Genomic DNA, 25,810 nt, shown 5'->3' on the forward strand with positions numbered 1-25,810 from the left:
CGTCAGCAAGCGGCATGCGCTTGAGGTTATGGGGGGAGATATCTGGCAAAACAGACTCACACTCAGAGTCAGGCCGAACGTGATATTAAAAAGGCCGGAATATCCGGCCTGGGTCTGTTTCCAGTGGGCAGGGGTGACCCGGCCCACTGGCAATCTGGATTACATCGTCTGAGTGAAAGTACGGGTAATCACATCTTGTTGCTGTTCTTTCGTCAGCGAGTTGAAACGCACTGCATAACCGGAAACGCGGATGGTCAACTGCGGGTATTTCTCAGGGTGTTCCATCGCGTCCAGCAGCATTTCACGGTTCATCACGTTAACGTTCAGATGCTGACCCCCCTCGATAGAGGCTTCGTGGTGGAAGTAACCGTCCATCAGGCCTGCCAGGTTGGCCTTACGTACATCGTCATCTTTACCCAGCGCGTTAGGCACGATAGAGAAGGTGTAAGAGATACCATCTTTCGCGTAGGCAAACGGCAGCTTGGCGACGGAAGTCAGGGAAGCAACTGCCCCTTTCTGATCGCGGCCATGCATTGGGTTAGCACCCGGGCCGAATGGAGCACCTGCACGGCGGCCATCTGGGGTGTTACCGGTTTTCTTACCATAAACCACGTTTGAGGTGATGGTCAGCACTGACTGAGTTGGCACCGCATTACGGTAGGTACGCAGTTTCTGAATTTTCTTCATGAAACGTTCTACCAGATCGCAAGCGATGTCATCAACGCGCGAGTCGTTGTTACCGAACTGTGGATATTCGCCTTCGATCTTGAAGTCGACCGCCAGGCCGTCTTCGTCACGAATGGTGGTGACTTTGGCATACTTGATGGCAGACAGGGAGTCGGCGGCCACAGACAGGCCAGCGATACCACACGCCATGGTGCGGTAAACGTCACGGTCATGCAGTGCCATCAGCGCAGCTTCATAGCTGTACTTGTCATGCATGTAGTGAATGATATTCAGCGAGGTCACATACTGCATGGCCAGCCAGTCCATAAAGTGGTCCATGCGATCCATGACTTTGTCATAGTCCAGCACGTCGTCCATCATTGGCGCTTCTTTCGGGCCAACCTGGATTTTCAGTTTCTCATCAACGCCGCCGTTGATGGCGTACAACATGGTTTTTGCCAGGTTGGCACGCGCACCGAAGAACTGCATTTGCTTACCGACCACCATTGGGCTGACGCAACAGGCGATGGCATAGTCATCGTTGTTGAAGTCTGGGCGCATCAGATCGTCGTTTTCATACTGCAGGGAAGAGGTATCAATAGACACTTTCGCAGCGAACTTTTTGAAGTTCAACGGCAGTTTTTCAGACCACAGAATGGTCATGTTTGGTTCTGGTGACGGCCCCATGGTGTACAGGGTGTTCAGGAAACGGAAGCTATTTTTGGTTACCAGCGTACGGCCATCAACGCCCATACCTGCCAGGGATTCGGTTGCCCAGATTGGGTCGCCGGAGAACAGCTCATCGTATTCTGGGGTACGCAGGAAGCGCACCATACGCAGTTTCATCACCAGGTGGTCGATCAGTTCCTGCGCCTGTGCTTCGCTCAGTTTACCGGCCTTGATGTCGCGCTCGATGAAGATATCCAGGAAGGTGGATACGCGGCCAAAGGACATGGCGGCACCGTTCTGGGATTTCACTGCGGCCAGATAGCCGAAGTAGGTCCACTGTACGGCTTCTTGTGCGGTTTTCGCTGGAGCAGAAATGTCATAGCCGTATTTGGCCGCCATTTCTTTCATCTGGCCCAGTGCGCGGTGTTGTTCAGCAATCTCTTCGCGCAGCTGGATGGTCATTTCCAGGTCTTCGCCTTTTTCCAGACGGCTCTGCAGCGATTTGAACTGGTTCAGCTTGTCGGCCATCAGGAAGTCGATGCCGTACAGCGCAACGCGGCGGTAGTCACCGATGATACGGCCACGGCCATAAGCATCTGGCAGGCCAGTCAGCACGCCAGATTTACGGCAGTTCAGGATGTCTTTGGTGTAAACATCGAATACGCCCTGGTTATGGGTTTTACGGTATTCGGTGAACACTTTTTTGATTTGTGGATCCAGTTCACGGCCATAAACTTTGCATGAACCTTCAACCATCTTGATGCCACCGAAGGGGATCAGTGCGCGTTTCAGAGGGGCATCGGTCTGCAAACCGACGATGGTTTCCAGATCTTTATCGATATAGCCCGCATCATGAGAAGTTACGGTAGATACAACGTTGGTATCGAAATCAACTGGCGCATGGGTGCGGTTCTCCAGTTTGATCCCTTCCATAACCTTATCCCACAGGGTGGTAGTCGCCTGACTTGCGCCAGCCAGGAAGGATTCATCACCCTCGTAAGGAGTGTAGTTTTTCTGGATAAAGTCACGCACGTTGACTTCTTTCTGCCAGTCACCTTCGCTGAAACCTTGCCAAGCGTTAGCTAACTTCTCGTTGAGTTCGGTCATTATACACCTACCTTCTAATGTGGATTTCTTTGTAAACCCGGCGCGCGCCAGCGAACAGAATCAGTGCTTCTGATCGCCATCACGCAGATAAATTACCCAATAAGTCAACCCAACCAGCAGACCACCACCAATGATGTTGCCAATGGTAACGGGAATCAGGTTGTCGATGATGAAGTTGCTTACGGTCAGATGAGCAAATTGCTCAGGAGCGACCCCTACGGCTTGCCAAAACTCTGGCGCGGCAAAGTGTTTGACCACAATACCCATAGGGATCATAAACATATTGGCGATGCTGTGTTCGAAACCGCTGGCAACAAACATGGCTACCGGCAGGATCATGGCGAACATCTTGTCCATCAGACTACGGCCGGAGTAGCTCATCCAGACGGCCAGACAGACCATCAGGTTAGCCAGAATGCCGAGGCATACGGCTTCAACAAAAGTGTGATGCAGTTTATGGTCGGCGGTTTGCAAAACATTCAGGCCCCACAGGCCATTGGCTGCCATATATTGGCCAGAGAACCAGATCAGGGTGACAAAAATCAGCGCGCCGAACAGGTTGCCAACATAAACATTCAGCCAGTTGATCGCTAATTGCTGCCAGGTGATGCGCCCACTGGCTTTGGCAACCACGGTCAGTACGGTGGAAGTGAACAGGTCTGCACCGCAGACCACAACCAGCATTAACCCCATGGAGAAGCAAATCCCCCCCACCAGTTTGGCCAAGCCAAAAGGAACGGCAGCGGTGCCGGTGGTGGCGGTGATATAGAAAACAAAGGCGATAGAAATGAACACACCGGCAGTGATCGCCAAATAAAAGGTCTTCAGCGGATGCTTGGTGGCTTTATATACCCCCGCATCTTCGGCGATTTTCGCCATTGCGGCAGGTAACAGCATATCGAAGGGGTTGTCAGCTCTCACACTAACTCTCACTTTTAAGGGTTAAGACAATGCAATGAGATACTAGCAAAGCAGTATAGGGTAAAAATTGACTTGGATCATGGCGCGGGGAAGTAGAAGGGCAAAAAACCGCAAAATTAACAGGGTTAATACGATTAATTTATTGATTTATAAAAGGAAAATAATTTTTAATCTTTGCAAAAAATTTTGAAACTATAACGATTTACCACCGCTTCAGAGTTAATTTTTTGTATTTATTGTCTATTTTTTATAAATAACACTTAATCTATGGTTAATTATTATTTTACCTTTACGTAACAATCATAAAATTATATACCCAAAATAATTCGAGTTGCTTGTAGGCGGCAACGGAGTGAAGCCCCAGGAGCTTACTTAAGTAAGTGACTGGGGTGAACGAAGGCAGCCAACACCCAAGCAACTTGAAGTATGACGGGTATATGTCAATTCCCTGAAAAGTGCCCATTAAGCGAAGTCAATAAACTGTGATGCAGCGTAATTAACGCTCAAAACTGACCGGGAAATGAAGGCGTGCTAACATCTTATGCCCAGTGGCGGCGCTTCGCTTTTTGCAGCTTTTCGTAAGCTGCCAGCAGTGCCTGATGAGCCGGTAACGCTTTCAAGTCGTCGTCGATGGCAAACAAACCGTTGAAGCGCTCTTCACCGCTCAGCGCGGCCGAAGCGGCATCGACCGCGTCCTGGCCGTACATCTTCACAAACGCAGTGTGATATTGAGCCGGATCGCGTTCTGGTTCCAATGCCAACAGCAGCAGCGTTTGCAGACAACGATAGTAGTTGCTGCGTTCTGGGGTAAAGATCGATGCATTAAACTCCTGCGTCCATTCAGCCCAGATCAGCGCTTGTTCGAGATCGCCACCCGCCAAGGCCAGCATCGACTTCAGTTCACCCACGCGCAGGGTATACCAGGCGTTATCTTTACCAGAGGCGATACCCAGCAGTTCGCGTACGCGGGTAAAATCATCCAGGCCTTCGTCATCCAATTGCTGAATCAGCGCCAGATACGCTTCAGGCTCCCATTCGCTACCTGGCAACTGCAGCAGCGTTTCGCGCAGGTGTGCGCCCATGCTGTTATTGGCCAACAGCAGATCTTCTGCCGGATAAATATCCGACATCCCCGGTACGATGATGCGGCAGGCATAAACGTCCAAGTGCTCGTAATCTGCGATGTACACTTCAGCGCCTTCTTTATCGAAGATGCTCATCAAGGTAGCGAACTCTTCCTGCGTGCTGCCGCTGAAGCTCCAGTCCACAAACGGGTAGTCGGCATCCTGTTTGAACATGTCCCAGGAGATCAGACCACTGGAATCGATGAAGTGGGTTTCTAGGTTGGCATGTTCAGCCACTTCTTCATCATCGAAGGTGGGCGCGGTAAACACGTCCAGATCTTTCAGGCTACGGCCTTGCAGCAGTTCCGTCACGGTGCGTTCCAGCGCTACGCCGAAATCAGGGTGAGCACCGAACGAGGCAAAACAGGTGCCGTTGGCCGGATTGAACAGCACCACGCAGATCACCGGATAATTGCCGCCCAATGAGGCATCGTAAGAGAGGATCGGGAAACCTTCGGCTTCCAGTTTGGCGATAGCTTCAACCACGCCGGGGTAGCGGTTCAGCACGTCGGCCGGGATCTCCGGCAGGCTGATGGATTCGGCAATGATGCGGTTTTTCACATAACGTTCAAATACCTCAGAAAGGCCTTGCACCCGCGCTTCGTTAGCGGTGTTACCGGCGGACATACCGTTGGACACATACAGGTTGCCAATGATATTCATCGGAATATAAACGGTTTGCTGGTCAGACTGCCGGGAGAACGGCAGGGCACAGATGCCACGCTCACCGTTACCCGATTGCAGATCGATGAGATCGCTGGCGCTCAACTCTTGTTCCGGATCATAGAAGGCGTGCAGACGTTCATCGAGGATCCCCTGTGGCAAGCTGTTGTCTGCCGGGATCGGGAACCATTTCTCGTTCGGATAGTGTACAAAGTCGCCTTCGGCAATCTGTTTACCCAGATAGAAATCGGCAAAGAAATAGTTGGTGGACAGGCGCTCGAAATATTCACCCAGCGCAGATGCCAACGCCGCTTTTTTGCTGGCACCTTTACCGTTGGTAAAGCACAGCGGGCAATCGCGATCGCGAATATGCACCGACCAGACGTGCGGGACCGGATTCAGCCAGGAGGCCTCTTCGATATTGAACCCCAGGTCGGTTAATTTCTGCTGAAAACGGGCGATGGAGTCTTCCAGCGCAGCATCTTTGCCAGGAATAAAAGTTTGCGTCATTGTCTTCACTTATTTGGGCGTACTAAAAACGCGCAATGATACGGGGTTTTCCCTTTAAGCTCCACGTATTCCTAAAGTTGTGCAAATATCACAGTTTTTACAGGGATAAAGTCCATAATTCAGCAAGTTATCAATCGTGGAGAAACGTAATGAAATCAGTGAAACTCAGTGTACTGGCACTTCTGCTTGCCGGGGCGAGCGGTTCCGCCTTGGCTTTACCCTCGATCACGCTGCTGGCGACCGGTGGCACTATCGCGGGTGGAGGGGAATCAGCCACGCAGTCTAACTATACTGCCGGTAAATTGGGGGTAGAAGCCTTGGTCAAGGCGGTGCCAGAGCTGAAAAATGTGGCTAATGTGCAGGGCGAGCAGGTGGTGAATATTGGCTCGCAGGATATGAATGATGACGTATGGCTCAAGCTGGTAAAGAAAATTAATGCCGATTGTGGCAAAACCGACGGCTTCGTGATCACGCATGGCACCGATACGCTGGAAGAAACCGCCTATTTCCTCGATCTGACGGTCAAATGTGACAAGCCGGTGGTGATTGTCGGTGCTATGCGCCCGGCAACCGCCATGAGCGCCGATGGCCCGTTCAATCTGTACAATGCCGTTGTGGTGGCCGCAGACCCGCAGTCGGCCAAGCGTGGTGTGCTGGTGGCCATGAATGACACCGTGCTGGATGGCCGCGATGTGACCAAAACTAACACGACCGCTGTGCAAACCTTCCAGTCACCGAACTTTGGCCCGTTGGGGTACATCCATAACGGTAAGGTGGATTATCAACGTTCACCGCAGCGTAAACACACCACGGAGACGCCGTTCGACGTCAGTAAAATGAACGAACTGCCAAAAGTCGGCATCATCTATAACTACGCCAACGCTTCAGATGCGCCAGCCAAAGCGTTGATCGCGGAAGGGTACCAGGGCATCGTCAGCGCCGGTGTCGGCAATGGCAATCTGTACAAAACCGTGTTTGATACGCTGGCTACGGCTGCGCAGCAAGGGGTGGCGGTAGTGCGTTCTTCCCGTGTTCCAACCGGCTCTACAACCGAAGATGCGGAAGTGGATGATGTCAAATTCGGTTTTGTGGCTTCAGGCACGCTGAATCCGCAAAAAGCGAGAATTTTGCTGCAACTGGCTCTTACGCAAACCAAAGACGCCAAACAGATCCAGGCGATGTTTAATCAGTATTGATGACTGTTTACCAATGGGGGCCTGAAGCCCCCATAATTCAGCATAAAACCTCACGTTAACCCAGGTGAACAGCCCGTATCTCAGTGTTTTATCACAGAAAGAAACCCTGGATTGGCAGAGCCTGTTACTGATGCTCCAAGCCGTTTCCCGCTATTGGGCGAATAAGCATTGCAGGAGCGTTACGTGAGTGATAAAACCGATGGGGTTGGTTAACATTAACGTTAACTTCGGGCGTATTTCGACAGGCCGATCTCTGCGGCGAACAGTGAATGTGGTGAGGGGAAATGACTCAGGTTTATAATTTTAGCTCTGGCCCGGCGATGCTGCCGGTTGAAGTGTTGCGTCGTGCAGAACAGGAACTGTGTAACTGGCACGGCCTGGGGACTTCAGTGATGGAAATCAGCCATCGTAGTAAAGAATTCATTGCAGTTGCCGAACAGTCCGAACAGGATCTGCGCGATCTGCTGAAAGTACCCGCCAATTATAAAGTGCTGTTCTGCCACGGTGGTGCCCGTGCACAATTCGCCGCGCTGCCGCTGAACCTGCTGGGTGATCATACCACCGCTGATTATATTGACGGTGGCTATTGGGCGCACAGTGCTATTCTCGAAGCGGAGAAATACTGTAAGCCGAAGGCGATCGATGTAAAAACTACCGTGGATGGTTTAAACGGCATCAAGCCGATGAAAGAGTGGCAGTTGAGCGATAATGCGGCATATGTGCACTATTGCCCGAATGAAACCATCGACGGCGTGGCGATCGATGAAATGCCCGATTTCGGCGATAAAGTTGTTATTGGCGATTACTCCTCGACCATCCTTTCTCGCCCGATAGATGTCAGCCGTTTTGGCATGATCTACGCAGGCGCGCAGAAAAACATCGGCCCTGCAGGTTTGACGCTGGTGATCGTGCGTGATGATCTGCTGGGTAAAGCACGCCGCGAAGTGCCTTCGATCCTCGACTACACCGTGCTGGCAGAGAATGGCTCAATGTTCAATACTCCACCAACCTTTGCCTGGTATCTTTCCGGCCTGGTTTTCAAATGGCTGAAAGAGCAAGGTGGCCTGGTGGAAATGCAAAAACGCAATCAGGCGAAAGCCGAACTGCTGTATTCCACCATTGATAAATCCGATTTTTACCGCAGCCAAGTCGCGCTCGCCAACCGTTCTTGGATGAACGTGCCGTTCCAGCTTGCCGATCCGGCGCTGGACAAAGTCTTCCTCAGCGAAGCAGAAGCCATTGGCCTGCAGGCCCTGAAGGGGCACCGTGTGGTGGGGGGGATGCGTGCGTCTATCTACAATGCAATGCCGTTGATTGGGGTGAAAACCCTGACCGATTTTATGGTCGACTTTGAACGTCGCCATGGCTGATTGCCGTTGCCTGCGTTGAGCAGGTAACATGTCACTCAGTTGCTTCAAGCGGCTCCGGCCTTATCCCCGGAGCCGTTTCGTTTATCAGATTCTGGAGAATTTTATTCACATGGTGGATTCCCTGACGTTACAACCGGTGGCTTTGATCGATGGCACCGTCAATTTACCCGGCTCCAAGAGCGTTTCTAATCGTGCTCTGCTGCTGGCTGCGTTGGCCCAGGGGACGACCCGGCTTACCAATCTGCTGGATAGTGATGATGTGCGCCATATGTTGAATGCCTTACAGGCGTTAGGGGTCAGTTATCAACTGTCTGACGATCGTACAACCTGCAGCGTTGAAGGTGTGGCTGGTCCGCTGGTGGCCAAGCAGCCTTTGGAGTTGTTCCTCGGCAATGCGGGTACGGCAATGCGCCCTCTGGCGGCAGCGCTGTGTTTGGGCGCCGGTGATGTGGTATTGACCGGTGAACCGCGCATGAAAGAGCGCCCGATCGGCCATCTGGTGGATGCGTTACGCCAGGGGGGAGCCCAGATCGACTACCTAGAACAGACCGACTACCCGCCGGTGCGCCTGCACGGTGGTTTCTGCGGTGGTGACGTTAGCGTTGATGGCAGCGTTTCCAGCCAGTTCCTGACCGCATTACTGATGATGGCACCTTTGGCCCAGCAGGATACCGCTATCCATATTAAAGGTGAGCTGGTTTCCAAGCCTTATATCGATATCACGCTGCATCTGATGAAAACCTTCGGTGTTGAAGTGACGCATGACAATTATCGCGTGTTCCATATTCGTGGTCAGCAGACCTACCGTTCGCCGGGGGATTATCTGGTGGAAGGGGACGCTTCTTCTGCCTCTTATTTCCTGGCAGCGGCCGCAATTAAGGGCGGTAAAGTACGTGTAACGGGTATCGGTAAAAAAAGCGTACAGGGTGACACCAAGTTTGCTGACGTGTTGGAAAAAATGGGCGCGCACGTGACCTGGGGCGATGATTTTATCGAATGCAGCCGCGGCGAATTGCACGGCATTGATATGGACATGAACCATATTCCGGATGCGGCGATGACTATTGCCACTACCGCACTGTTTGCCTCTGGGCCAACCACCATCCGCAATATCTACAATTGGCGGGTGAAAGAAACCGATCGTTTGGCGGCGATGGCCACCGAGTTGCGTAAAGTCGGTGCCGAAGTAGAAGAGGGCGAAGATTACATTCACGTTGTGCCACCGAGCAAATTGCAGTTCGCTGAGATCGGTACCTATAACGATCACCGAATGGCAATGTGTTTTTCTCTGGTCGCCTTGTCCGATACGCCAGTCACTATCCTTGATCCGAAGTGTACGGCGAAAACGTTCCCAGATTATTTTGAACAATTTGCACGCATCAGTCAGTTGGCTTAAGTGCTGAAAACGTGGTGTTCAAGGCCCATGATTGGGCCTTTTTTGTGCGTTGTGTTTGACGATGGCCACTACAATGCTGCCGTATCTATAGATATTCCAGATGTTTTTTTCAAAAAATGTTCAGTATGAATATAAATTTTACATAAGATAAATATTAGACATTAGCTTTTTCATTGATTGATGGAATACCAATCTCGCTATTATTATTTTTAATAATAAAAAAATAAGATGAAAATGCTATTTTTATTAAATTTTAAGATCATTAATCTTTTTTTAATTGCTTTTGTTTCTTTTTATTTCTTGTTTTTGTTTTATTTATTTGTTTTTGTTGTGTTTTTTGCTTATTCTTTTTTGTGGTCGATATTAAATTATTAACGTTATTAATGTTTACTATAAGGGAGAGAGAATATCAGGAGGTAGGTGATGACGTTTATAGGGATTGTAGGAATATTGATGGCTGTTGTATATGTATCCATCGCTTTTGAAGTTGACAGGAGGCGAAGAAATTACCTTAGCCCAGGTAACAAGTATCTGTACAAAGGAAGGCGTATTAATATCAAAAAAAGATGCTCAAAGTTACTCAGGGTGCTGCTTTTCAATACATAACGTAACTGTTTCGCTTTTCTGTACTCTTTTGCTAATGAGTTCTTAGTGACTTTCGTCAATCAAATCTGCTGGCGTAATAATGAAGAAGTCCCGAAAAACCTCGGGGCTTTCTGTTTTCTTGGGCCAGGAAACACGCCACTGAAACGCTCCAGATTCGGAGGGGGCTTGCTATAAGCCCGTGGCGGTGTGGGTTTCCGCGACTGCATATGATCTGTTTTCTGCGCCTGAGTGGCCTTATTTTCAACAACCAGACCGTTCTGGGGTAACAGTAAATTGTCTACACGCGTATAATACGCCACCGAATCCGCCCTTGAGTGGGCAGATAGCAGGGATGTTTTACCCTCTGCCACTGGCAGGCGCATCCCGAAGAGGTTTTCTACCTGAAGGAGAGAGAAATGACGGCTATAGCCCCGGTGATAACCGTTGATGGGCCCAGTGGTGCAGGTAAAGGCACGCTGTGCAAAGCACTGGCCGAGTCCCTTGGTTGGCGTTTGCTGGATTCTGGCGCGATTTACCGTGTTTTGGCTCTAGCAGCGCTGCATCATCAGGTGGATATCACCTCTGAAGAGGCGCTGGTTCCCTTAGCCGCACATCTCGACGTCCGTTTTGTGGCTCTGGATGGCAAGCTGCAGGTTATTTTGGAAGGTGAGGATGTCAGCAATGAAATCCGTACCGAAACGGTCGGTAACACGGCTTCGCAGGCGGCGGCCTTTCCTCGCGTACGTGAGGCCTTGCTGCGTCGCCAGCGTGCATTCCGCGACATGCCGGGCCTGATTGCTGATGGCCGAGATATGGGGACTGTGGTGTTCCCTGATGCTCCCGTTAAAATTTTCCTTGACGCCAGCGCTGAGGAGCGTGCGCATCGCCGCATGCTACAGTTGCAGGAAAAGGGCTTTAATGTTAACTTTGAACGTCTTTTAGCCGAGATAAAGGAACGGGATGACCGTGACCGTAATCGGGCTATTGCGCCACTGGTGCCTGCTCTCGATGCTCTGGTGCTGGACTCTACCAGCATGTCGATCGACGAAGTCATCCAGCGGGCGTTGGCATATGCACATGAAGTTTTAGCGTTGCCGCAGCAATAAGCGCGGCGGCGTTATTATTTTTTTGTCCTATTTGTCATCGCATTGCATAGCAGTATCTGAATATATCGGGTAAAATTTTGCCCCTGTAACCTAAACCCTGTCGGCATGGAGCCAATGGCGGGGTATGTGAAACAACCCCATTCGGCGGGATGCTAAATGGACGTTAAACTAAAGAACCCTGAAGATTAACAACATGACTGAATCTTTCGCTCAACTCTTTGAAGAATCCCTGAAAACAATCGAAACCCGTCCGGGTTCCATCGTTCGTGGCGTTGTTGTTGCTATCGATAAAGATGTCGTACTGGTTGACGCCGGTCTGAAATCTGAATCTGCCATTCCGGCTGAGCAATTCAAAAACGCACAGGGCGAACTGGAAATCCAGGTGGGTGACGAAGTTGACGTTGCGCTGGACGCTGTTGAAGATGGCTTCGGTGAAACTCTGCTGTCCCGTGAGAAGGCTAAGCGTCACGAAGCTTGGATCACGCTGGAAAAAGCTTACGAAGAAGCTGAAACTGTCGTCGGTATCATCAACGGCAAAGTGAAGGGTGGCTTCACTGTAGAGCTGAACGGTATTCGTGCGTTCCTGCCAGGTTCACTGGTTGACGTGCGTCCGGTTCGCGACACTCTGCACCTGGAAGGCAAAGAGCTTGAGTTCAAAGTCATCAAGCTGGATCAGAAGCGCAACAACGTTGTTGTTTCTCGTCGTGCAGTCATCGAGTCCGAGAACAGCGCAGAGCGCGATCAACTGCTGGAAAACCTGCAGGAAGGCATGGAAGTTAAAGGTATCGTTAAGAACCTCACTGACTACGGTGCATTCGTTGATCTGGGCGGCGTTGACGGCCTGCTGCACATCACTGACATGGCTTGGAAACGCGTTAAGCATCCAAGCGAAATCGTCAATGTGGGCGACGAAATCACTGTTAAAGTGCTGAAGTTCGACCGCGAGCGTACTCGTGTTTCTCTGGGCCTGAAGCAACTGGGCGAAGATCCATGGGTTGCTATCGCTAAACGTTACCCAGAAGGCACCAAGCTGACTGGTCGTGTAACCAACCTGACTGATTACGGCTGCTTCGTAGAAATCGAAGAAGGCGTTGAAGGTCTGGTACACGTTTCTGAAATGGATTGGACCAACAAAAACATCCATCCGTCCAAAGTTGTTAACGTGGGCGATGTAGTGGAAGTGATGGTTCTGGACATCGATGAAGAACGTCGTCGTATTTCCCTGGGTCTGAAGCAGTGCAAAAACAACCCATGGCAGCAGTTTGCAGAAACCCACAACAAGGGCGACCGCGTTGAAGGTAAAATCAAGTCTATCACTGACTTCGGTATCTTCATCGGCCTGGACGGCGGCATCGACGGCCTGGTTCACCTGTCTGACATCTCCTGGAACGTTGCAGGCGAAGAAGCAGTGCGTGAATACAAGAAAGGCGACGAAATCGCAGCGGTTGTTCTGCAGGTTGACGCAGAGCGCGAGCGTATCTCCCTGGGCGTGAAGCAACTGGCTGAAGATCCGTTCAATAACTACCTGTCTATGAACAAGAAAGGTACTATTGTTACGGGTAAAGTCACTGCAGTTGACGCCAAAGGTGCTACAGTTGAATTAGCAGGCGGCGTAGAAGGTTACCTGCGTGCATCTGAAGCCTCTCGCGACCGCATTGAAGATGCAACTCTGGTTCTGAACGTTGGTGATGAAGTTGAAGCTAAGTTCACCGGTGTTGACCGTAAGAACCGCGTTGTAAGCCTGTCCGTACGTGCGAAGGACGAAGCTGACGAGAAAGATGCTATTGCTACGGTTAACAACAGCAAACCGGAAGAAAGCAACTTCTCTAACGCTATGGCTGAAGCTTTCAAAGCGGCTAAAGGCGAGTAATGACGGGGGGCGGTTTCTGGCCGCCCCGATACGGTAGTTTAGCTGCAAAGCTTGGAGGTACTATGACCAAGTCTGAACTTATTGAAAGACTTGCTGGCCAGCAATCTCATATTCCGGCGAAAGCCGTTGAGGATGCCGTGAAAGAGATGCTTGAACACATGGCTGCTACGTTAGCCGAGGGTGAACGCATTGAGATCCGCGGATTCGGCAGTTTTTCTCTTCACTACCGTGCTCCGCGCGTTGGTCGTAACCCTAAAACGGGTGACAAAGTTGAGTTGGACGGTAAGTACGTTCCTCACTTCAAACCAGGTAAAGAGTTGCGTGACCGCGCCAATATCTATGGTTAGTCTCTGACCGCCCATAGCGTTGTTGCTTGTAAAGAATATGAAACGGTGCCTTAAGGGTGCCGTTTTTTTTATGGTATCCCCCTTATTTCCCCTCTCCCTGGTTCACCCAAATTGCGATCTAACATCGAGCAAACTTGTAAATGCAATGCTTGAAAGCAATAAATTACGTGCTGTTTCCACGCCTTGATATCTGCTGCTGGCGGTTATTCCCCAAATAATTAACCTCTAGCCTAGGGCTACGCTGGCGAATGGGGATAGCTATCAGGATTTCAATTGATATTGCAGCAATAGCGTTGGTACTGGGGATGTTGCCTCTGCTTTTTTTACCGCAGTTGCCGTCTTCGCAGCTGCTGATCGCACTCGCTGTTCTGGCATTGTTGCTGTGGCGGCAAACGCAGCGGCAGTGGTGTCAGTGGCTTGCTTGGCTATTGCTCGGGTTTGTTTTTGCTGCTTTCAGCGCCAATGGCATGGTAAAGCAAATGACGCTGCTGGCGGCCAGCAAAGATGTTGAGATTGTCGCCTCGGTAAATAGCGTAAAGCTGGAAGGGATGGGAATGCCGAAAGTGCTCTTACGCATTGAGCAGGTTAAAGGAAGCATATTATTCCCTGCGCTCTTTTTTACCGCCAATTGGCAGGGAGAAACCCTGTGTGCAGGCCAGCGGTTAGCAATGAAGGTACGATTTCGGCCGATACACAGCAGCTTGAATGAGGGGGGATTTGATAGCCAGCGCTGGGCTTTTGCTAACAGGCAACCGCTCAGCGGCTATATTAAGTCGGCAAAGCTCATCAATGGGCGTTGTGGCTGGCGGCAGCAGGTTATCAGCCGGGCAGATGAGCAAATAGGTGCATTGCCACATCGCGATATTTTACTGGCTCTGGCGTTTGGCGAGCGGGCATTAATCAGCCATGAAACCCGCGATCTGTTTATTAAAACCGGGATCGCACATTTAATGGCGATTTCTGGCCTGCATATTTCCATGTCTGCAATCCTGCTGTGGAGTTTGGTACGTTTGGTACAGTACCCACTCCTCGCGCACAATATCGGCTATCGCCTGCCTTTACTGATTAGCTGGGTTGCTATGCTGATCTATGTTTGGTTAGCCGGGGCACAGCCCCCAGCACTGCGTACGGCTATCGCACTATCTTTATGGCTGGTGCTGCGCCTGCGTGGTGTAACCTGTTCTTCTTGGCAAATATTGCTGTGGTGTATTTGTCTGATTTTGTTAAGCGATCCTCTGGCGGTGTTATCAGACAGTTTCTGGCTTTCCGTGCTGGCGGTTGCGGCGTTGGTTTTCTGGTTCGAATGGGCACCTTTGCCTCAGCGTTTTAATTCACCTTGGTTTTGGGCACCGCTGCGTTGGCTGCATATTCAATTAGGTATGACGCTGCTGCTGTTGCCGTTACAGTTCGGCCTTTTTCACGGTGCCACCTGGACTTCGCTGCCAGCCAATTTGTGGGCTGTGCCGATTATTTCCTTACTGTCTGTTCCACTGATTCTGCTGGCCTTGATGTTTAGTTTTATTCCAGTACTGAGCGCCTTTTTATGGTGGTTGGCTGATATCACTATCGATTGGGCACTCTGGCCTCTACCCTGGTTGCAGAGCGGGTGGGTGCAAGTGGGGGCTACGTTGATGCAGTTCAGCGCCATCGGCTGGTTGACGGTTGCCTGTTGGCGTTTTTACTGGTGGAACCGTTTTCCTGTGGGGTGCGTGGCCGTGTTGCTGTGCGGCCTCTTGTGGCGTGAGCGGCAATCAGATTATCGCTGGCGGGTAGATATGATTGATGTTGGCCATGGCTTGGCTGTGCTCATTGAGCGTGGAGGCAAGGCTGTTATTTATGACAGCGGAGATGCGTGGGAGAAAACCAGCGCGGCAGAACGCTTTATTCTGCCTTATCTGCGCTGGCGACAGATTCTTGTGGAGCAGATCATTATTAGCCACAGTCATCAGGATCATAGGGGTGGGTTATCGGTATTACAGACTACATTCCCGCGCGCCAGCGTCCGCTCGCCATTAATCCATCAGGGTCATTTATCTTGTATCCAAGGGCAGCGCTGGCAGTGGAATGGGTTACTTTTTCAGGTGCTGTGGCCACCGCAGCAGAAAAAGCATGCGAATAATGACGATTCCTGCATTGTTCGGGTCGATGATGGCAAATACAGCATTCTGCTAACTGGCGATCTGGAACTGCGTGGGGAACAGGAATTACTCAAACAACGTTCTTCTTTGCCTGCTACTATTTTGCAAGTGCCACATCATGGTAGCAAGACCTCCTCATTCCCAGCGTTTTTGCGAGCGGTGGCTCCGCAACTGGCTGTTGCGTCTGCTTCGCGCTATAACGCCTGGCGGCTACCGGCGGAAAAAATCATTCAACGTTACCGTCAAAACAACATTGCGTGGCGAGATACGGCGCACTCAGGGCAGTTGAGTGTGCTATTTTTCGACAATAACTGGCAAATTAAAGGGTTTCGTGAACAATTAATGCCTCGTTGGTACCATCAGCGGTTTGGCGTAGAGGGTGATAATGAGTAGAATGGGCCGCTATTTCTTCCGATGCTGGTATCTGCATGATGAATGATAAAGATCTCTCCACTTGGCAGACATTCCGTCGCCTCTGGCCGATGATCACTCCTTTTAAAACCGGGCTGATAGTGGCAGCCATTGCGTTGATTTTAAACGCAGCCGGGGACACGTTGATGTTGTCCTTGCTCAAGCCGCTTTTGGATGATGGTTTTGGTAAAACTGATAGTCGTGTTTTGGTCTGGATGCCTCTGGTCGTTATTGGCCTGATGCTGATGCGCGGCGTGACCAGTTTTATTTCCAGCTATTGCATTTCATGGGTGTCGGGCATGGTAGTGATGCATATGCGTCGTCGCTTATTCGGCCATATGATGAGAATGCCGGTGGCATTTTTTGACCAGCAATCGACCGGCACTTTGTTGTCACGTATCACCTATGATTCTGAACAGGTCGCTTCGTCATCTTCCAGCGCACTGGTGACCGTTGTGCGTGAAGGGGCGTCGATTATCGGCCTGTTCATCATGATGTTCTATTACAGTTGGCAGCTTTCGGTCATTCTGATTGTATTGGCACCGATAGTGTCTTTTGCTATCCGTATGGTGTCTAAACGCTTCCGTAATATCAGCAAGAACATGCAAAACACCATGGGGCAGGTGACCACCAGCGCCGAGCAAATGCTGAAAGGGCACAAAGAGGTTCTGATCTTTGGTGGCCAGCAGGTAGAGACTGAGCGTTTCAACTCTGTCAGCAACCGCATGCGTCAGCAGGGGATGAAGTTGGTTTCTGCTTCCTCTATTTCTGATCCGATCATTCAGTTGATCGCCTCGCTGGCCTTGGCGTTTGTCCTGTTTGCCGCCAGCTTCCCGAGCGTGATGGAGACGTTGACTGCAGGGACCATTACCGTGGTGTTCTCATCAATGATCGCCTTGATGCGTCCGCTGAAATCGTTGACCAACGTTAACGCCCAGTTCCAGCGCGGTATGGCAGCATGCCAGACCCTGTTCTCGATTCTGGATATGGAGCAGGAAAAGGATACCGGTACTCGCCAGGTAGCACGTGCTAAAGGGGATATCGAATTCCGTAACGTGACCTTCTGTTACCCCGGGCGCGACATTCCGGCGCTGCGCGATATCAACCTGAGCATCGCTGAAGGGAAAACGGTGGCATTGGTTGGGCGTTCTGGTTCAGGCAAGTCAACCATTGCCAACCTGCTGACGCGTTTTTATGACGTTCAGCAAGGCGAAATCCTGATGGATGGTCATGACCTGCGCGAATATACCTTGGCTTCATTGCGCGATCAGGTGGCGCTGGTGTCGCAGAATGTCCATCTGTTCAACGATACCATTGCTAACAATATCGCCTATGCGCGTGAGCAGCGTTACAGCCGTGAAGAGATCGAGAAAGCGGCACGCATGGCTTATGCCATGGACTTTATCGACAAAATGGAAAATGGCCTGGATACGGTTATTGGTGAGAATGGCGTGATGCTCTCCGGTGGGCAGCGTCAGCGTATCGCTATTGCTCGTGCGTTACTGCGTGATTGCCCAATTCTGATCCTTGATGAAGCCACCTCCGCGCTCGACACTGAATCCGAGCGTGCCATTCAGGCAGCATTGGATGAGTTGCAGAAGAACCGTACCTCGCTGGTGATTGCACACCGTCTGTCTACCATCGAGAAAGCGGATGAAATCCTGGTTGTTGAGGATGGCCAGATCGTCGAGCGTGGCAAGCACGCGGCACTGATCGAACGGCGAGGTGTTTACGCTCAGCTTCACCGCATGCAGTTTGGTCAGTAATGATAGAACGTATCTGGTCCGGTAGCTCACCGATTTATCTGCTGTTGCTGCCGCTTTCCTGGCTGTATGGCCTGGTCAGCGGCGTTATTCGACTTAGTTATCGCATGGGGTGGCGTAAAAGCTGGCGTGCCCCGGTGCCGATAGTGGTGGTGGGGAACCTGACGGCTGGCGGCAACGGCAAAACCCCGATGGTGATCTGGCTGGTGGAGCATCTTCAGCAGCGAGGTTATCGTGTGGGGGTGGTTTCCAGAGGGTATGGCGGCAAGTCAACGGTATATCCTTTGGTGCTGAACGCTCAAACCACGACGCAGCAGGCGGGTGATGAACCGGTGCTGATCTATCAGCGTACGGGCGCGCCGCTGGCGATCTCCCCTAAACGCGCTGAAGCGGTGCAGGCCTTGCTGCAACAGGGCGCGCTTGACGTAGTGATTACCGACGATGGCCTGCAGCACTATGCGTTGCAGCGTGACTTTGAACTGGTGGTGATTGACGGAGTTCGCCGCTTTGGCAATGGTTGGTGGTTACCGGCAGGGCCGATGCGTGAACGCGCTGCCCGCTTGAATACGGTGGATGCCTGCGTTGCCAATGGCGGTGTCGCGCAACCGGGTGAAATCGCCATGAAACTGCAAGCGCAGGAGGCGGTGAACGTGGCAAGTGGCGAGCGCCGCCCTGTCACCGAGCTGTCGCATGTGGTGGCAATGGCAGGGATTGGTCATCCGCCACGATTTTTCGCCACGCTGGAAAAACTGGATGTTGAAGTCGAAGGTGAAGTCCCCTTTGCCGATCATCAGGATTACACCCATGCACAGTTAGCGGCGCTGACGAAAAAAGGGCAAACGCTGTTGATGACGGAAAAAGATGCGGTGAAATGCCGGGCTTTTGCCCAACCTGACTGGTGGTATTTACCGGTTGATGCGGTACTTCCTGCCGATCAGGCTGAACGGTTATTGCAGGATATTGAGAAACGGCTCAAGTAACTCAGGCTTCCAGTTTGTATACCCCTAATGCTTCCGCACAGGCCTGTAACGAACGCTGTTGCGTCTGCTGATACAGTTCTAACTCATCAATCACATCTGCGCCTAATGCCTGTTCAAATGTGGTGCGGCTTGATGCCATGCCGTATTGCGTATGGCGGCTATCACCGAGGTTGGACTGGAAAATGCCAGCAGCACTGACGGGCAGAAAATCCTCATAAACCAAGGGTTGGAAACGGACGTAATCAAGCGCGATAAGCTGATCCAGAGAGCTGTGCTTATCCAGAGTCTCTTTAGCGGCCAGGCCGCATTCTGTCGGGAAATAACGAAACCAGGCCAAGCGTTGCTCGCGCAGTGCAGCATAATCATCGGGAAATGCCTGAAAATGCTCAGCCAGTAATTGATTGTATTGCGCCGCATTCTTCTCAGTGGCAGGGGCCTGCAATGCATCGTGAGTAGCCTGTAGCAGCCGATCGTAAAGCGCGCGCCCTTTTGGGGTAAGCGCAATTCCTCGTTGCTCGATTTCACCAAAGCGTGCTGTATGATGCCCAGCGACTTCGTGGCCATCATGTTCAATAAAGGCAACATCTTCTTCTAACGCCTTGAAACTGGTCTGGCGCAGCAGAATAGGGCAGTTGCGTGGTGGCGGGCCTTCAATCACCGCTTTTGGAGTAATGCCGCGCTGTGGCATCGCCAGTTGCACACGATCGATATCCAACGTACGCGGCGTCAGATGATTGATGTGCGGGCCTTTAAAAGCGACTACGTCGGCGATCAGGCGGTGTTGATCGTGTAACTGCTGATATTCACCGGCGCTTACCGTCGCCTGACTGTGCCAGCGGAAGGTTTCTAGCGCTTGTACAATAAATTCTTGTGCCTGCTCTTCATCCAAACCGCCTTGCGCCTCATGCAGCGTAATCAACTCCAAAGCGCGCTCAGTAAAAATACGGCGGCGGGCTAACAGCTGTTGAGCCAACTCACGTAGCTGCACATTCTCGATCAGTTCCAGCCGTAACAAAGAGGTAAATACCCGAAATGGGCTAAGCTGCAGTGCAGTTTCATGCACGGCACGGAACGCGGTTGAGTGAACAGGCACACCGGCAACGGCCAGGTCATAGTAACCTACGGGGGACATCCCCATAACCGCAAACAGACGCCGTAATGTCTTCAGCTCTTCCGCCGTACCTACGCGGATAGCGCCATGACGCTCCATGGCCAGGCGATTGATTTCCCCGGTGATTTGTAACTGGTTGGCCAGTGCGGCGTCTTCACTCAGAACTTGCCGATTAGTCTCCGCCACGAGTTCGACCAGTGCGCCATACAATGGCACTTCTTTTTGATACATGATCGACATTGCCTTGGAAAATCTGGCACGGATCTCATTCGATGAGACGAACTGCTGGGCAGTCATGCGCATAACTCCTTCGATAAGTTAAAGCCTGAATAATGTGGTTTGCTATTGGTTATACCCAAAATAATTCGAGTTGTTTGTAGGCGGCAAGCAGCGAAGGCCCCAGGAGCATAGTCCACTCTGTGACTGGGGCGACGGTGCGCGGCCAACACCCAAGCAACGTGAAGAATGAAGGGTATAGAGGGGCACTTACCTTGTTTTCACCCAAAGTTTAGCCAGCTTGATCGGGATTTGTTATAGATTGGCTAACGATATTAGAGTTTTATGCGTCAGCTCTCATTTGATTTTGCCGATGATGGAGTAGAAGGGGGGAGCATCTGCAGGTTGTGAGAAAATATTGTGATAAACCTCTTGTATTGATGTTGATTTTATGAGTAAATACAACTCGGCCTGTGATGCAGACCTATTTATGTTCGAGTTTAGAGTAAAGCAGTTCCTCCCAAAACGTTATCATCTGATTCCGCTTCAAAGACGAACCTTCTAAGTACCTCCCATAAGTAATGATTCTGAAAACGGCCAAATTGCCTTATGGCAGATTGTGTAAATATATTTAAAAGGTAATAGTAATGTCTAAGAAAATGGGTCAGGTTAAGTGGTTCAACGAAAGCAAAGGTTTTGGTTTCATTGAGCAACAAGACGGCGGTAAAGATGTGTTCGTACACTTCTCCGCTATTATGACCGATGGTTTCAAGACCCTGGCAGAAGGCCAGCGTGTTGAATACACCATTCAGGACAGCCCGCGTGGGCCGGCTGCCGCTAACGTTGTTGCTCTGTAAATCCACAGGGAATAACGTATAGAGAACGAAATACAACCATAACGATGCATGTATGCTGAGTTATTGCGGAAGATATTGAGTTCAAACAAGCCCGCCAACGTGCGGGTTTTTTATTTTTTTGCTCACGAGAGGTTTGTTACGAGAAACTTTAGGATGGGCTTATAGCATCCAGACAATAATAAAAATGACCTTGTCAGGGATGCTCAAGTGAAAGGAACTAAATGATGTTTAAAAATACTGTGTTAAAAATGGGCCGTGTGAAATGGTTTAATCAGAGCGAAGGCTATGGTGTTATTTCCCCGGTTGATGGTAGTGACGAAATTTATGTTAGCCGCCGTGCTATCGCCAATACCAAGAATAAATCGTTAAATGAAGGTCAGAACGTCGAGTTCTCGATCTATCGTAGCTCTCACGGGCTGTCTGCGGCAGACGTTATCGCGTTCTGACCCACCTCTTCCTCGCCAGTGCCGGTGCCGCCACCCCCATGCACTGGCGAAGAAAAATTCTCTAATATCCTTTATTATCTGGCGATTGTTCAATCACCCGAGATATCAGGATGCCAACCCCGGTTATTCCACTCTCCTCTGCCCGCGCGCTTCATCTTGCCGCTCAAGGGCTGCTGTCCACCGTTAAACGCAAAGCCAGACCCGCAGATGTGATCAGCGCCATAGAGCGTATGGGGTTGCTGCAAATCGATACGATCAGCGTCGTTGCGCGTAGCCCTTATCTGGTGCTGTTCAGCCGCCTGGGTGATTATCAGCCAGAATGGTTGGAACAGGCTTTAGCCGCTCGCCAACTGTTTGAGTATTGGGCACATGAGGCCTGTTTCCTCCCCATTGATGATTTCGGGTTGCTGCGTCACCGCATGCTGGATCCGCAGGGGATGGGGTGGAAGCATTCGCAAGAGTGGGTGAACAAACACCATGCTGCCATTGAAGCGCTGTTGCAATACGTTGCGGCCCAAGGCCCGGTGCGCTCGGCAGATTTTACGGCCGAAAAGAGAGGCGCTAGTGGCTGGTGGGACTGGAAGCCGGAAAAACGTCATCTTGAGATCCTGTTCACCACCGGCAAGCTGATGGTGGCCGAGCGCCGTAACTTTCATCGCGTCTACGATCTTACCCAACGGTTACTGCCTGACTGGGATGACAATGCCCACGCTTTACCACAGGCCGCAGCGCAGCAGGAAATGTTGCGCCGTAGTTGTCGCTATCTGGGCATTTTTAGAGCCGAATGGCTGGCGGATTATTATCGCTTAAAGCGAGTTGCCCCTAAAAAGTTGCTGGAAACCCTGGTACAGCAAGAGGAAATTTCGCCGGTCAACATCGATGGGCTGGACGGCGAATTCTATGTGCATCAGTCGTTGGCCGCCGAGTTGGCATTGGCTGAACAAGGGAAACTGAAGTCCAGCGTGACCAGCTTACTTTCTCCTTTTGATCCCGTGGTGTGGGATCGCCGCCGTGCGCTGGAGCTGTTTGACTTTGATTACCGGCTGGAATGTTACACGCCAAAAGAAAAACGCCAGTATGGCTACTTCACGCTGCCGTTGTTGCAGCGTGGCGAACTGATAGGCCGGGTTGATGCAAAAATGCACCGCAAGCAGGGCGTGTTTGAGATCATCAGTTTTCACCTGCAGCCAAAAACCAAGCTGAATAAACAGCGTTGCCAGGATATCCGGCAGGTTATCACCCGCACGGCGAAGTGGCATGGCGCGCAACAGGTCAGCCTGGGGGACATCCCGGCCCCGTTGGCAGCGGAATGGGCGACAGGCTGGCAGGTGGCATAACGGATTTAAACCGCCACTTGCGATCTTCGCCTGGTAAATCAGGCGGTGATTAACCTGACCTATAGCGTTATGCTATCCTCACGCACTTTCCTTGATGCCTATATCCCTTGGAGGAAGCATGGATCACCGTTTACTCGAAATCGTTGCCTGCCCGGTCTGCAACGGTAAGCTCTATTTCAATAAAGAAAACCAGGAACTGGTCTGCAAAGTGGACGGCCTGGCTTATCCACTGCGTGATGGTATTCCGGTGTTGCTGGAAAACGAAGCGCGTTCCCTGTCAATGGATGAGAAACACGCATGAGTTTTATCGCTATTATTCCTGCTCGTTATGCCTCAACCCGTTTGCCAGGTAAACCGCTTGCCGATATTCACGGTAAACCGATGGTGGTACACGTGATGGAACGCGCGCGTGAATCCGGTGCTTCTCGCGTGATTGTTGCCACCGATCATCCTGAGGTTGCCAAAGCGGTGGAAGCCGCGGGCGGCGAAGTCTGCATGACCAGCCCGGATCATCATTCAGGTACTGAGCGCTTGGCGGAAGTGATCGAGAAATGCGGCTTTACTGACGATCAAATCATCGTCAACGTGCAGGGCGACGAACCGTTGATACCGCCGGTGATCGTCCGCCAGGTGGCCGAGAACCTGGCGTCTTGCGAGGCCGGCATGGCAACGCTGGCTGTGCCGATCGAAACCGCGGAAGAGGCGTTTAACCCCAATGCGGTCAAAGTAGTGATGGATGCGCAGGGCTATGCGCTCTATTTCTCGCGCGCCACCATTCCATGGGATCGCGAACGCTTTGCCCAATCGAAAGCAAGCATCGGTGACGGCCTGCTGCGCCATATCGGCATTTATGCCTACCGTGCCGGGTTTGTGCGTCGTTACGTGAGCTGGCAGCCCAGTCAGCTGGAGCAGATCGAACTGTTGGAGCAGCTCCGCGTGCTGTGGTACGGCGAAAAAATTCACGTTGCGGTGGCAAAAGCCATTCCAAGCGTGGGCGTAGATACGCCAGAAGATTTGCAGCGCGTGCGAGACAGCATTAAAAACTGATTTTTGCGGCTATTTTGTCGGCCAGATCACTCTGGCCGCTTTACCTCATGTTTTTTTATCTCCATTTTATTGATCTGCATTGAAGAATTTCGTTGTCTACCGTTCAATCATGTAGGGCGCTTTTCCTTAACCTAGAGGTTTTTGCCCAATGGAGCAGTTGCGTGCTGAATTGAGTGTGGTGCTGGGTGAATCGATCGGTCGCCTGGAACGTGTCAGTGAGCAGCCTTATGCACATATGTATTCGCTGTATGATCAACAGGATCATGCGATTCCGTTGATGGCGAAAAGCTTTGTCTGTGAGGGGATCGCGCAGCAGGAGGCCTATAAGCTTTCCATGCTGGCACGCGAAGGGGATATCCGTCTGCCGACGGTTTACGGCATGGTGTACAGCCACCAATCCCCCTATAAAGAGATTCTACTGATTGAGCGTCTGCGCGGCGTTTCGGTTGAGGCACCAACCCGAACTCCCGATCGCTGGGACATGCTGATGGACCAGATTATTGATGGTGTGCTGGCTTGGCATCGTATTGATAGCCATGGCTGCGTCGGCACGGTGGACAGCACACAGGAAAACGACTGGTTTTGCTGGTATCAGCAGCGTGTCGAAGTGCTGTGGTCAACGCTCAGTAATCTCAATTCGCCGCTGTTTACCATGGCCGATCGTCGTCTGCTTTACCGCACGCGTGAAGCGTTACCTCATTTTTTTGCCGATTTTGACGATCCCTGCGTGCTGGTGCACGGCAACCTTTCGTTACGCAGCATGCTGAAAGATGCCAAAACCGATCAACTGCTGGCGATGCTCAATCCGGGCATGATGCTGTGGGCACCGCGAGAGTACGAGCTGTTCAGGCTGTGCGAAGCCGGGATGCCGGATCGGTTGCTGTTTCGCTATCTGCAACGCGCACCGGTGGCTGAACAGTTCCTGGTGCGCCGCTGGTTGTATGTGGTGTGGGAGGCGGTGGGTCGGATGATTCACACCGGCAAGCTGGATCGCCAGCTGTTCGATCAGGCGGCCAAACAGCTGCTGCCCTGGCTTGCCGATTGATTACTGCGAGTCTGGCGTTGCTTCACGATCCCCTTTCAATTGCTGCCACAGGCTGCCAAGGGTTTCATACACCGCGCGTTCACTGTGGCCGAGGAACATTGCGGATGGCATAACCCGATCCCAAATATTTAACGGCGAAGCGATCGCCAGTTGGTTGGCCGGTGCCGGGATCGGGTGCAAGCCTTGGGCTGTAAAGAAGCGCATCGCACGCGGCAGATGATTGGCAGAGGTCACCAGAATAAATGGTTTCTCTCCCACTAAATTAGCCACTTGCGCGGCTTCCTGTTCCGTATCCAACGGGCGATCCAGAATCACAATATCGCTGTGCGGCACCCCCAGGCTTTCTGCCACCCGTGCTGCGGTTTCGGCATTGCTCAAGGTTTTGGCCCCGCGCGCGCCGGTAAACACCATCTTGCTACCGGGATGAGAGAGGTATAGCCTGACACCTTCCGTGACCCGAGGCAGGCTGTTGCCGAGCAGATTTGAGCTGGGAGCCCAGTCTGGGTTGAAGGTGTAACCGCCGCCCAGCACGACAATATAGTCAACCCGATCGCTGCCGCGGTAAGTCGCGTAGGTGGATTCGAGTGGCCGCAGTAAACGATCGGCTACCGGCTGCAGGCTTAAAAGCAGTAAAAACAGCCAACTCAGGCTCAAAATGGCTTTGCCGCTTTTTTGCCAGCGGGTAAACCACAGCAGCAGTAGCGCCAATCCCATCAACAAAAGCAAGGCGGGTAACGGCATTAACAGGTTGCCGATGAACTTTTTCAGGTTAAACAGCATCAAAAATCAGGTCCTTTTGGGCGAAAAAACGACATCTGGGCGCAATCATGCCGCTAGAAGATTCATTCTAAGCCAGTCTGTGCCAAAATAGCAGGTTTGAATGGGCAAGTGCTTGCCTCAGGCCAAGATGAAATCAGCGGAGCCGTTGT

General features: G+C 51.6%; 20 protein-coding genes. 15 read left to right on the forward strand and 5 right to left on the reverse strand.

The window, feature by feature from the left end:
* Positions 1–159: 159 nt before the first annotated feature.
* From pflB to ycaO, 3 genes are all read right to left on the reverse strand, one after another.
* Positions 160–2,442 carry a formate C-acetyltransferase gene (gene pflB, locus WG891_RS18130; protein ID WP_337264002.1) on the reverse strand — a complete coding sequence of 761 codons (2,283 nt, stop codon included), beginning with the start codon at positions 2,440–2,442 and terminating at the stop codon, positions 160–162.
* Between the two features lie 60 nt (positions 2,443–2,502).
* Positions 2,503–3,363 (reverse strand): formate transporter FocA, encoded by an 861-nt coding sequence (focA, locus tag WG891_RS18135; protein ID WP_337264003.1) that lies wholly within the window; start codon positions 3,361–3,363, stop codon positions 2,503–2,505.
* 539 nt (positions 3,364–3,902) lie between these two features.
* Complete coding sequence (ycaO, locus tag WG891_RS18140; RefSeq protein ID WP_337264004.1) at positions 3,903–5,660, reverse strand: 30S ribosomal protein S12 methylthiotransferase accessory factor YcaO; 1,758 nt, start codon at positions 5,658–5,660, stop codon at positions 3,903–3,905.
* A 149-nt stretch (positions 5,661–5,809) separates the two neighbouring features.
* On the opposite strand from ycaO, the gene ansB reads away from it, so the two are divergent.
* The 9 genes from ansB to lpxK all read left to right on the forward strand — a co-directional run bounded on the left by ansB (position 5,810) and on the right by lpxK (position 18,822).
* The gene (ansB, locus tag WG891_RS18145) at positions 5,810–6,856 is read left to right on the forward strand and encodes an L-asparaginase 2 (RefSeq protein WP_076942240.1); all 1,047 of its coding nucleotides are present in this window, start codon (positions 5,810–5,812) and stop codon (positions 6,854–6,856) included.
* Positions 6,857–7,140: 284 nt separating this feature from the next.
* Entirely contained in the window at positions 7,141–8,226 is a 1,086-nt protein-coding gene (serC, locus tag WG891_RS18150) for a 3-phosphoserine/phosphohydroxythreonine transaminase (protein ID WP_337264005.1), read from the forward strand.
* Between the two features lie 109 nt (positions 8,227–8,335).
* Positions 8,336–9,622, forward strand: coding sequence for a 3-phosphoshikimate 1-carboxyvinyltransferase (gene aroA / locus WG891_RS18155; protein ID WP_337264006.1), 1,287 nt, complete (start codon positions 8,336–8,338; stop codon positions 9,620–9,622).
* Between the two features lie 1,001 nt (positions 9,623–10,623).
* Positions 10,624–11,313 (forward strand): (d)CMP kinase, encoded by a 690-nt coding sequence (gene cmk, locus WG891_RS18160; RefSeq protein WP_076942237.1) that lies wholly within the window; start codon positions 10,624–10,626, stop codon positions 11,311–11,313.
* Between the two features lie 193 nt (positions 11,314–11,506).
* Positions 11,507–13,183, forward strand: coding sequence for a 30S ribosomal protein S1 (rpsA, locus tag WG891_RS18165; RefSeq protein ID WP_076942236.1), 1,677 nt, complete (start codon positions 11,507–11,509; stop codon positions 13,181–13,183).
* Between the two features lie 62 nt (positions 13,184–13,245).
* A complete protein-coding gene (ihfB, locus tag WG891_RS18170; protein WP_004928264.1) occupies positions 13,246–13,530 on the forward strand; it encodes an integration host factor subunit beta in 285 nt (94 codons plus the stop codon).
* Positions 13,531–13,778: 248 nt separating this feature from the next.
* Complete coding sequence (locus WG891_RS18175; protein ID WP_337264007.1) at positions 13,779–16,061, forward strand: ComEC family protein; 2,283 nt, start codon at positions 13,779–13,781, stop codon at positions 16,059–16,061.
* A gap of 35 nt (positions 16,062–16,096) precedes the next feature.
* Positions 16,097–17,845, forward strand: a complete 1,749-nt coding sequence (msbA, locus tag WG891_RS18180; protein WP_076942234.1) for a lipid A ABC transporter ATP-binding protein/permease MsbA — start codon at positions 16,097–16,099, stop codon at positions 17,843–17,845.
* Entirely contained in the window at positions 17,845–18,822 is a 978-nt protein-coding gene (lpxK, locus tag WG891_RS18185; RefSeq protein ID WP_337264008.1) for a tetraacyldisaccharide 4'-kinase, read from the forward strand. Before msbA ends, lpxK begins: the two co-directional genes overlap by 1 nt.
* Before the next feature lies 1 nt (position 18,823).
* On the opposite strand, the gene hglS is transcribed toward lpxK, so the two are convergent.
* Complete coding sequence (gene hglS, locus WG891_RS18190) at positions 18,824–20,230, reverse strand: 2-oxoadipate dioxygenase/decarboxylase HglS (protein WP_337264009.1); 1,407 nt, start codon at positions 20,228–20,230, stop codon at positions 18,824–18,826.
* A 566-nt stretch (positions 20,231–20,796) separates the two neighbouring features.
* Here hglS and cspE point away from each other — a divergent pair.
* From cspE to WG891_RS18220, 6 genes are all read left to right on the forward strand, one after another.
* Positions 20,797–21,006 carry a transcription antiterminator/RNA stability regulator CspE gene (cspE, locus tag WG891_RS18195; protein WP_037393997.1) on the forward strand — a complete coding sequence of 70 codons (210 nt, stop codon included), beginning with the start codon at positions 20,797–20,799 and terminating at the stop codon, positions 21,004–21,006.
* A 224-nt stretch (positions 21,007–21,230) separates the two neighbouring features.
* Positions 21,231–21,452: a cold-shock protein gene (locus WG891_RS18200; RefSeq protein ID WP_076942230.1), complete on the forward strand. Its 222-nt coding sequence runs from the start codon at positions 21,231–21,233 to the stop codon at positions 21,450–21,452.
* Positions 21,453–21,562: 110 nt separating this feature from the next.
* On the forward strand, positions 21,563–22,789 hold the full coding sequence (locus WG891_RS18205; protein WP_337264010.1) for a winged helix-turn-helix domain-containing protein: 1,227 nt from the start codon (positions 21,563–21,565) through the stop codon (positions 22,787–22,789).
* 118 nt (positions 22,790–22,907) lie between these two features.
* Entirely contained in the window at positions 22,908–23,090 is a 183-nt protein-coding gene (locus WG891_RS18210; RefSeq protein WP_337264011.1) for a Trm112 family protein, read from the forward strand.
* Positions 23,087–23,836: a 3-deoxy-manno-octulosonate cytidylyltransferase gene (kdsB, locus tag WG891_RS18215; RefSeq protein WP_337264012.1), complete on the forward strand. Its 750-nt coding sequence runs from the start codon at positions 23,087–23,089 to the stop codon at positions 23,834–23,836. The genes WG891_RS18210 and kdsB overlap by 4 nt, the downstream gene beginning before the upstream one ends.
* A gap of 148 nt (positions 23,837–23,984) precedes the next feature.
* On the forward strand, positions 23,985–24,881 hold the full coding sequence (locus WG891_RS18220) for a YcbJ family phosphotransferase (protein ID WP_337264013.1): 897 nt from the start codon (positions 23,985–23,987) through the stop codon (positions 24,879–24,881).
* Here WG891_RS18220 and elyC read toward each other — a convergent pair whose 3' ends face one another.
* Positions 24,882–25,661 carry an envelope biogenesis factor ElyC gene (gene elyC, locus WG891_RS18225; RefSeq protein ID WP_337264063.1) on the reverse strand — a complete coding sequence of 260 codons (780 nt, stop codon included), beginning with the start codon at positions 25,659–25,661 and terminating at the stop codon, positions 24,882–24,884.
* Between the last annotated feature and the right edge of the window lie 149 nt (positions 25,662–25,810).

The sequence above is a fragment of the Serratia sp. MMO-28 genome (assembly GCF_037199905.1).
In the GTDB taxonomy this organism is placed as follows: Bacteria; Pseudomonadota; Gammaproteobacteria; order Enterobacterales; family Enterobacteriaceae; genus Chania; species Chania oryzae.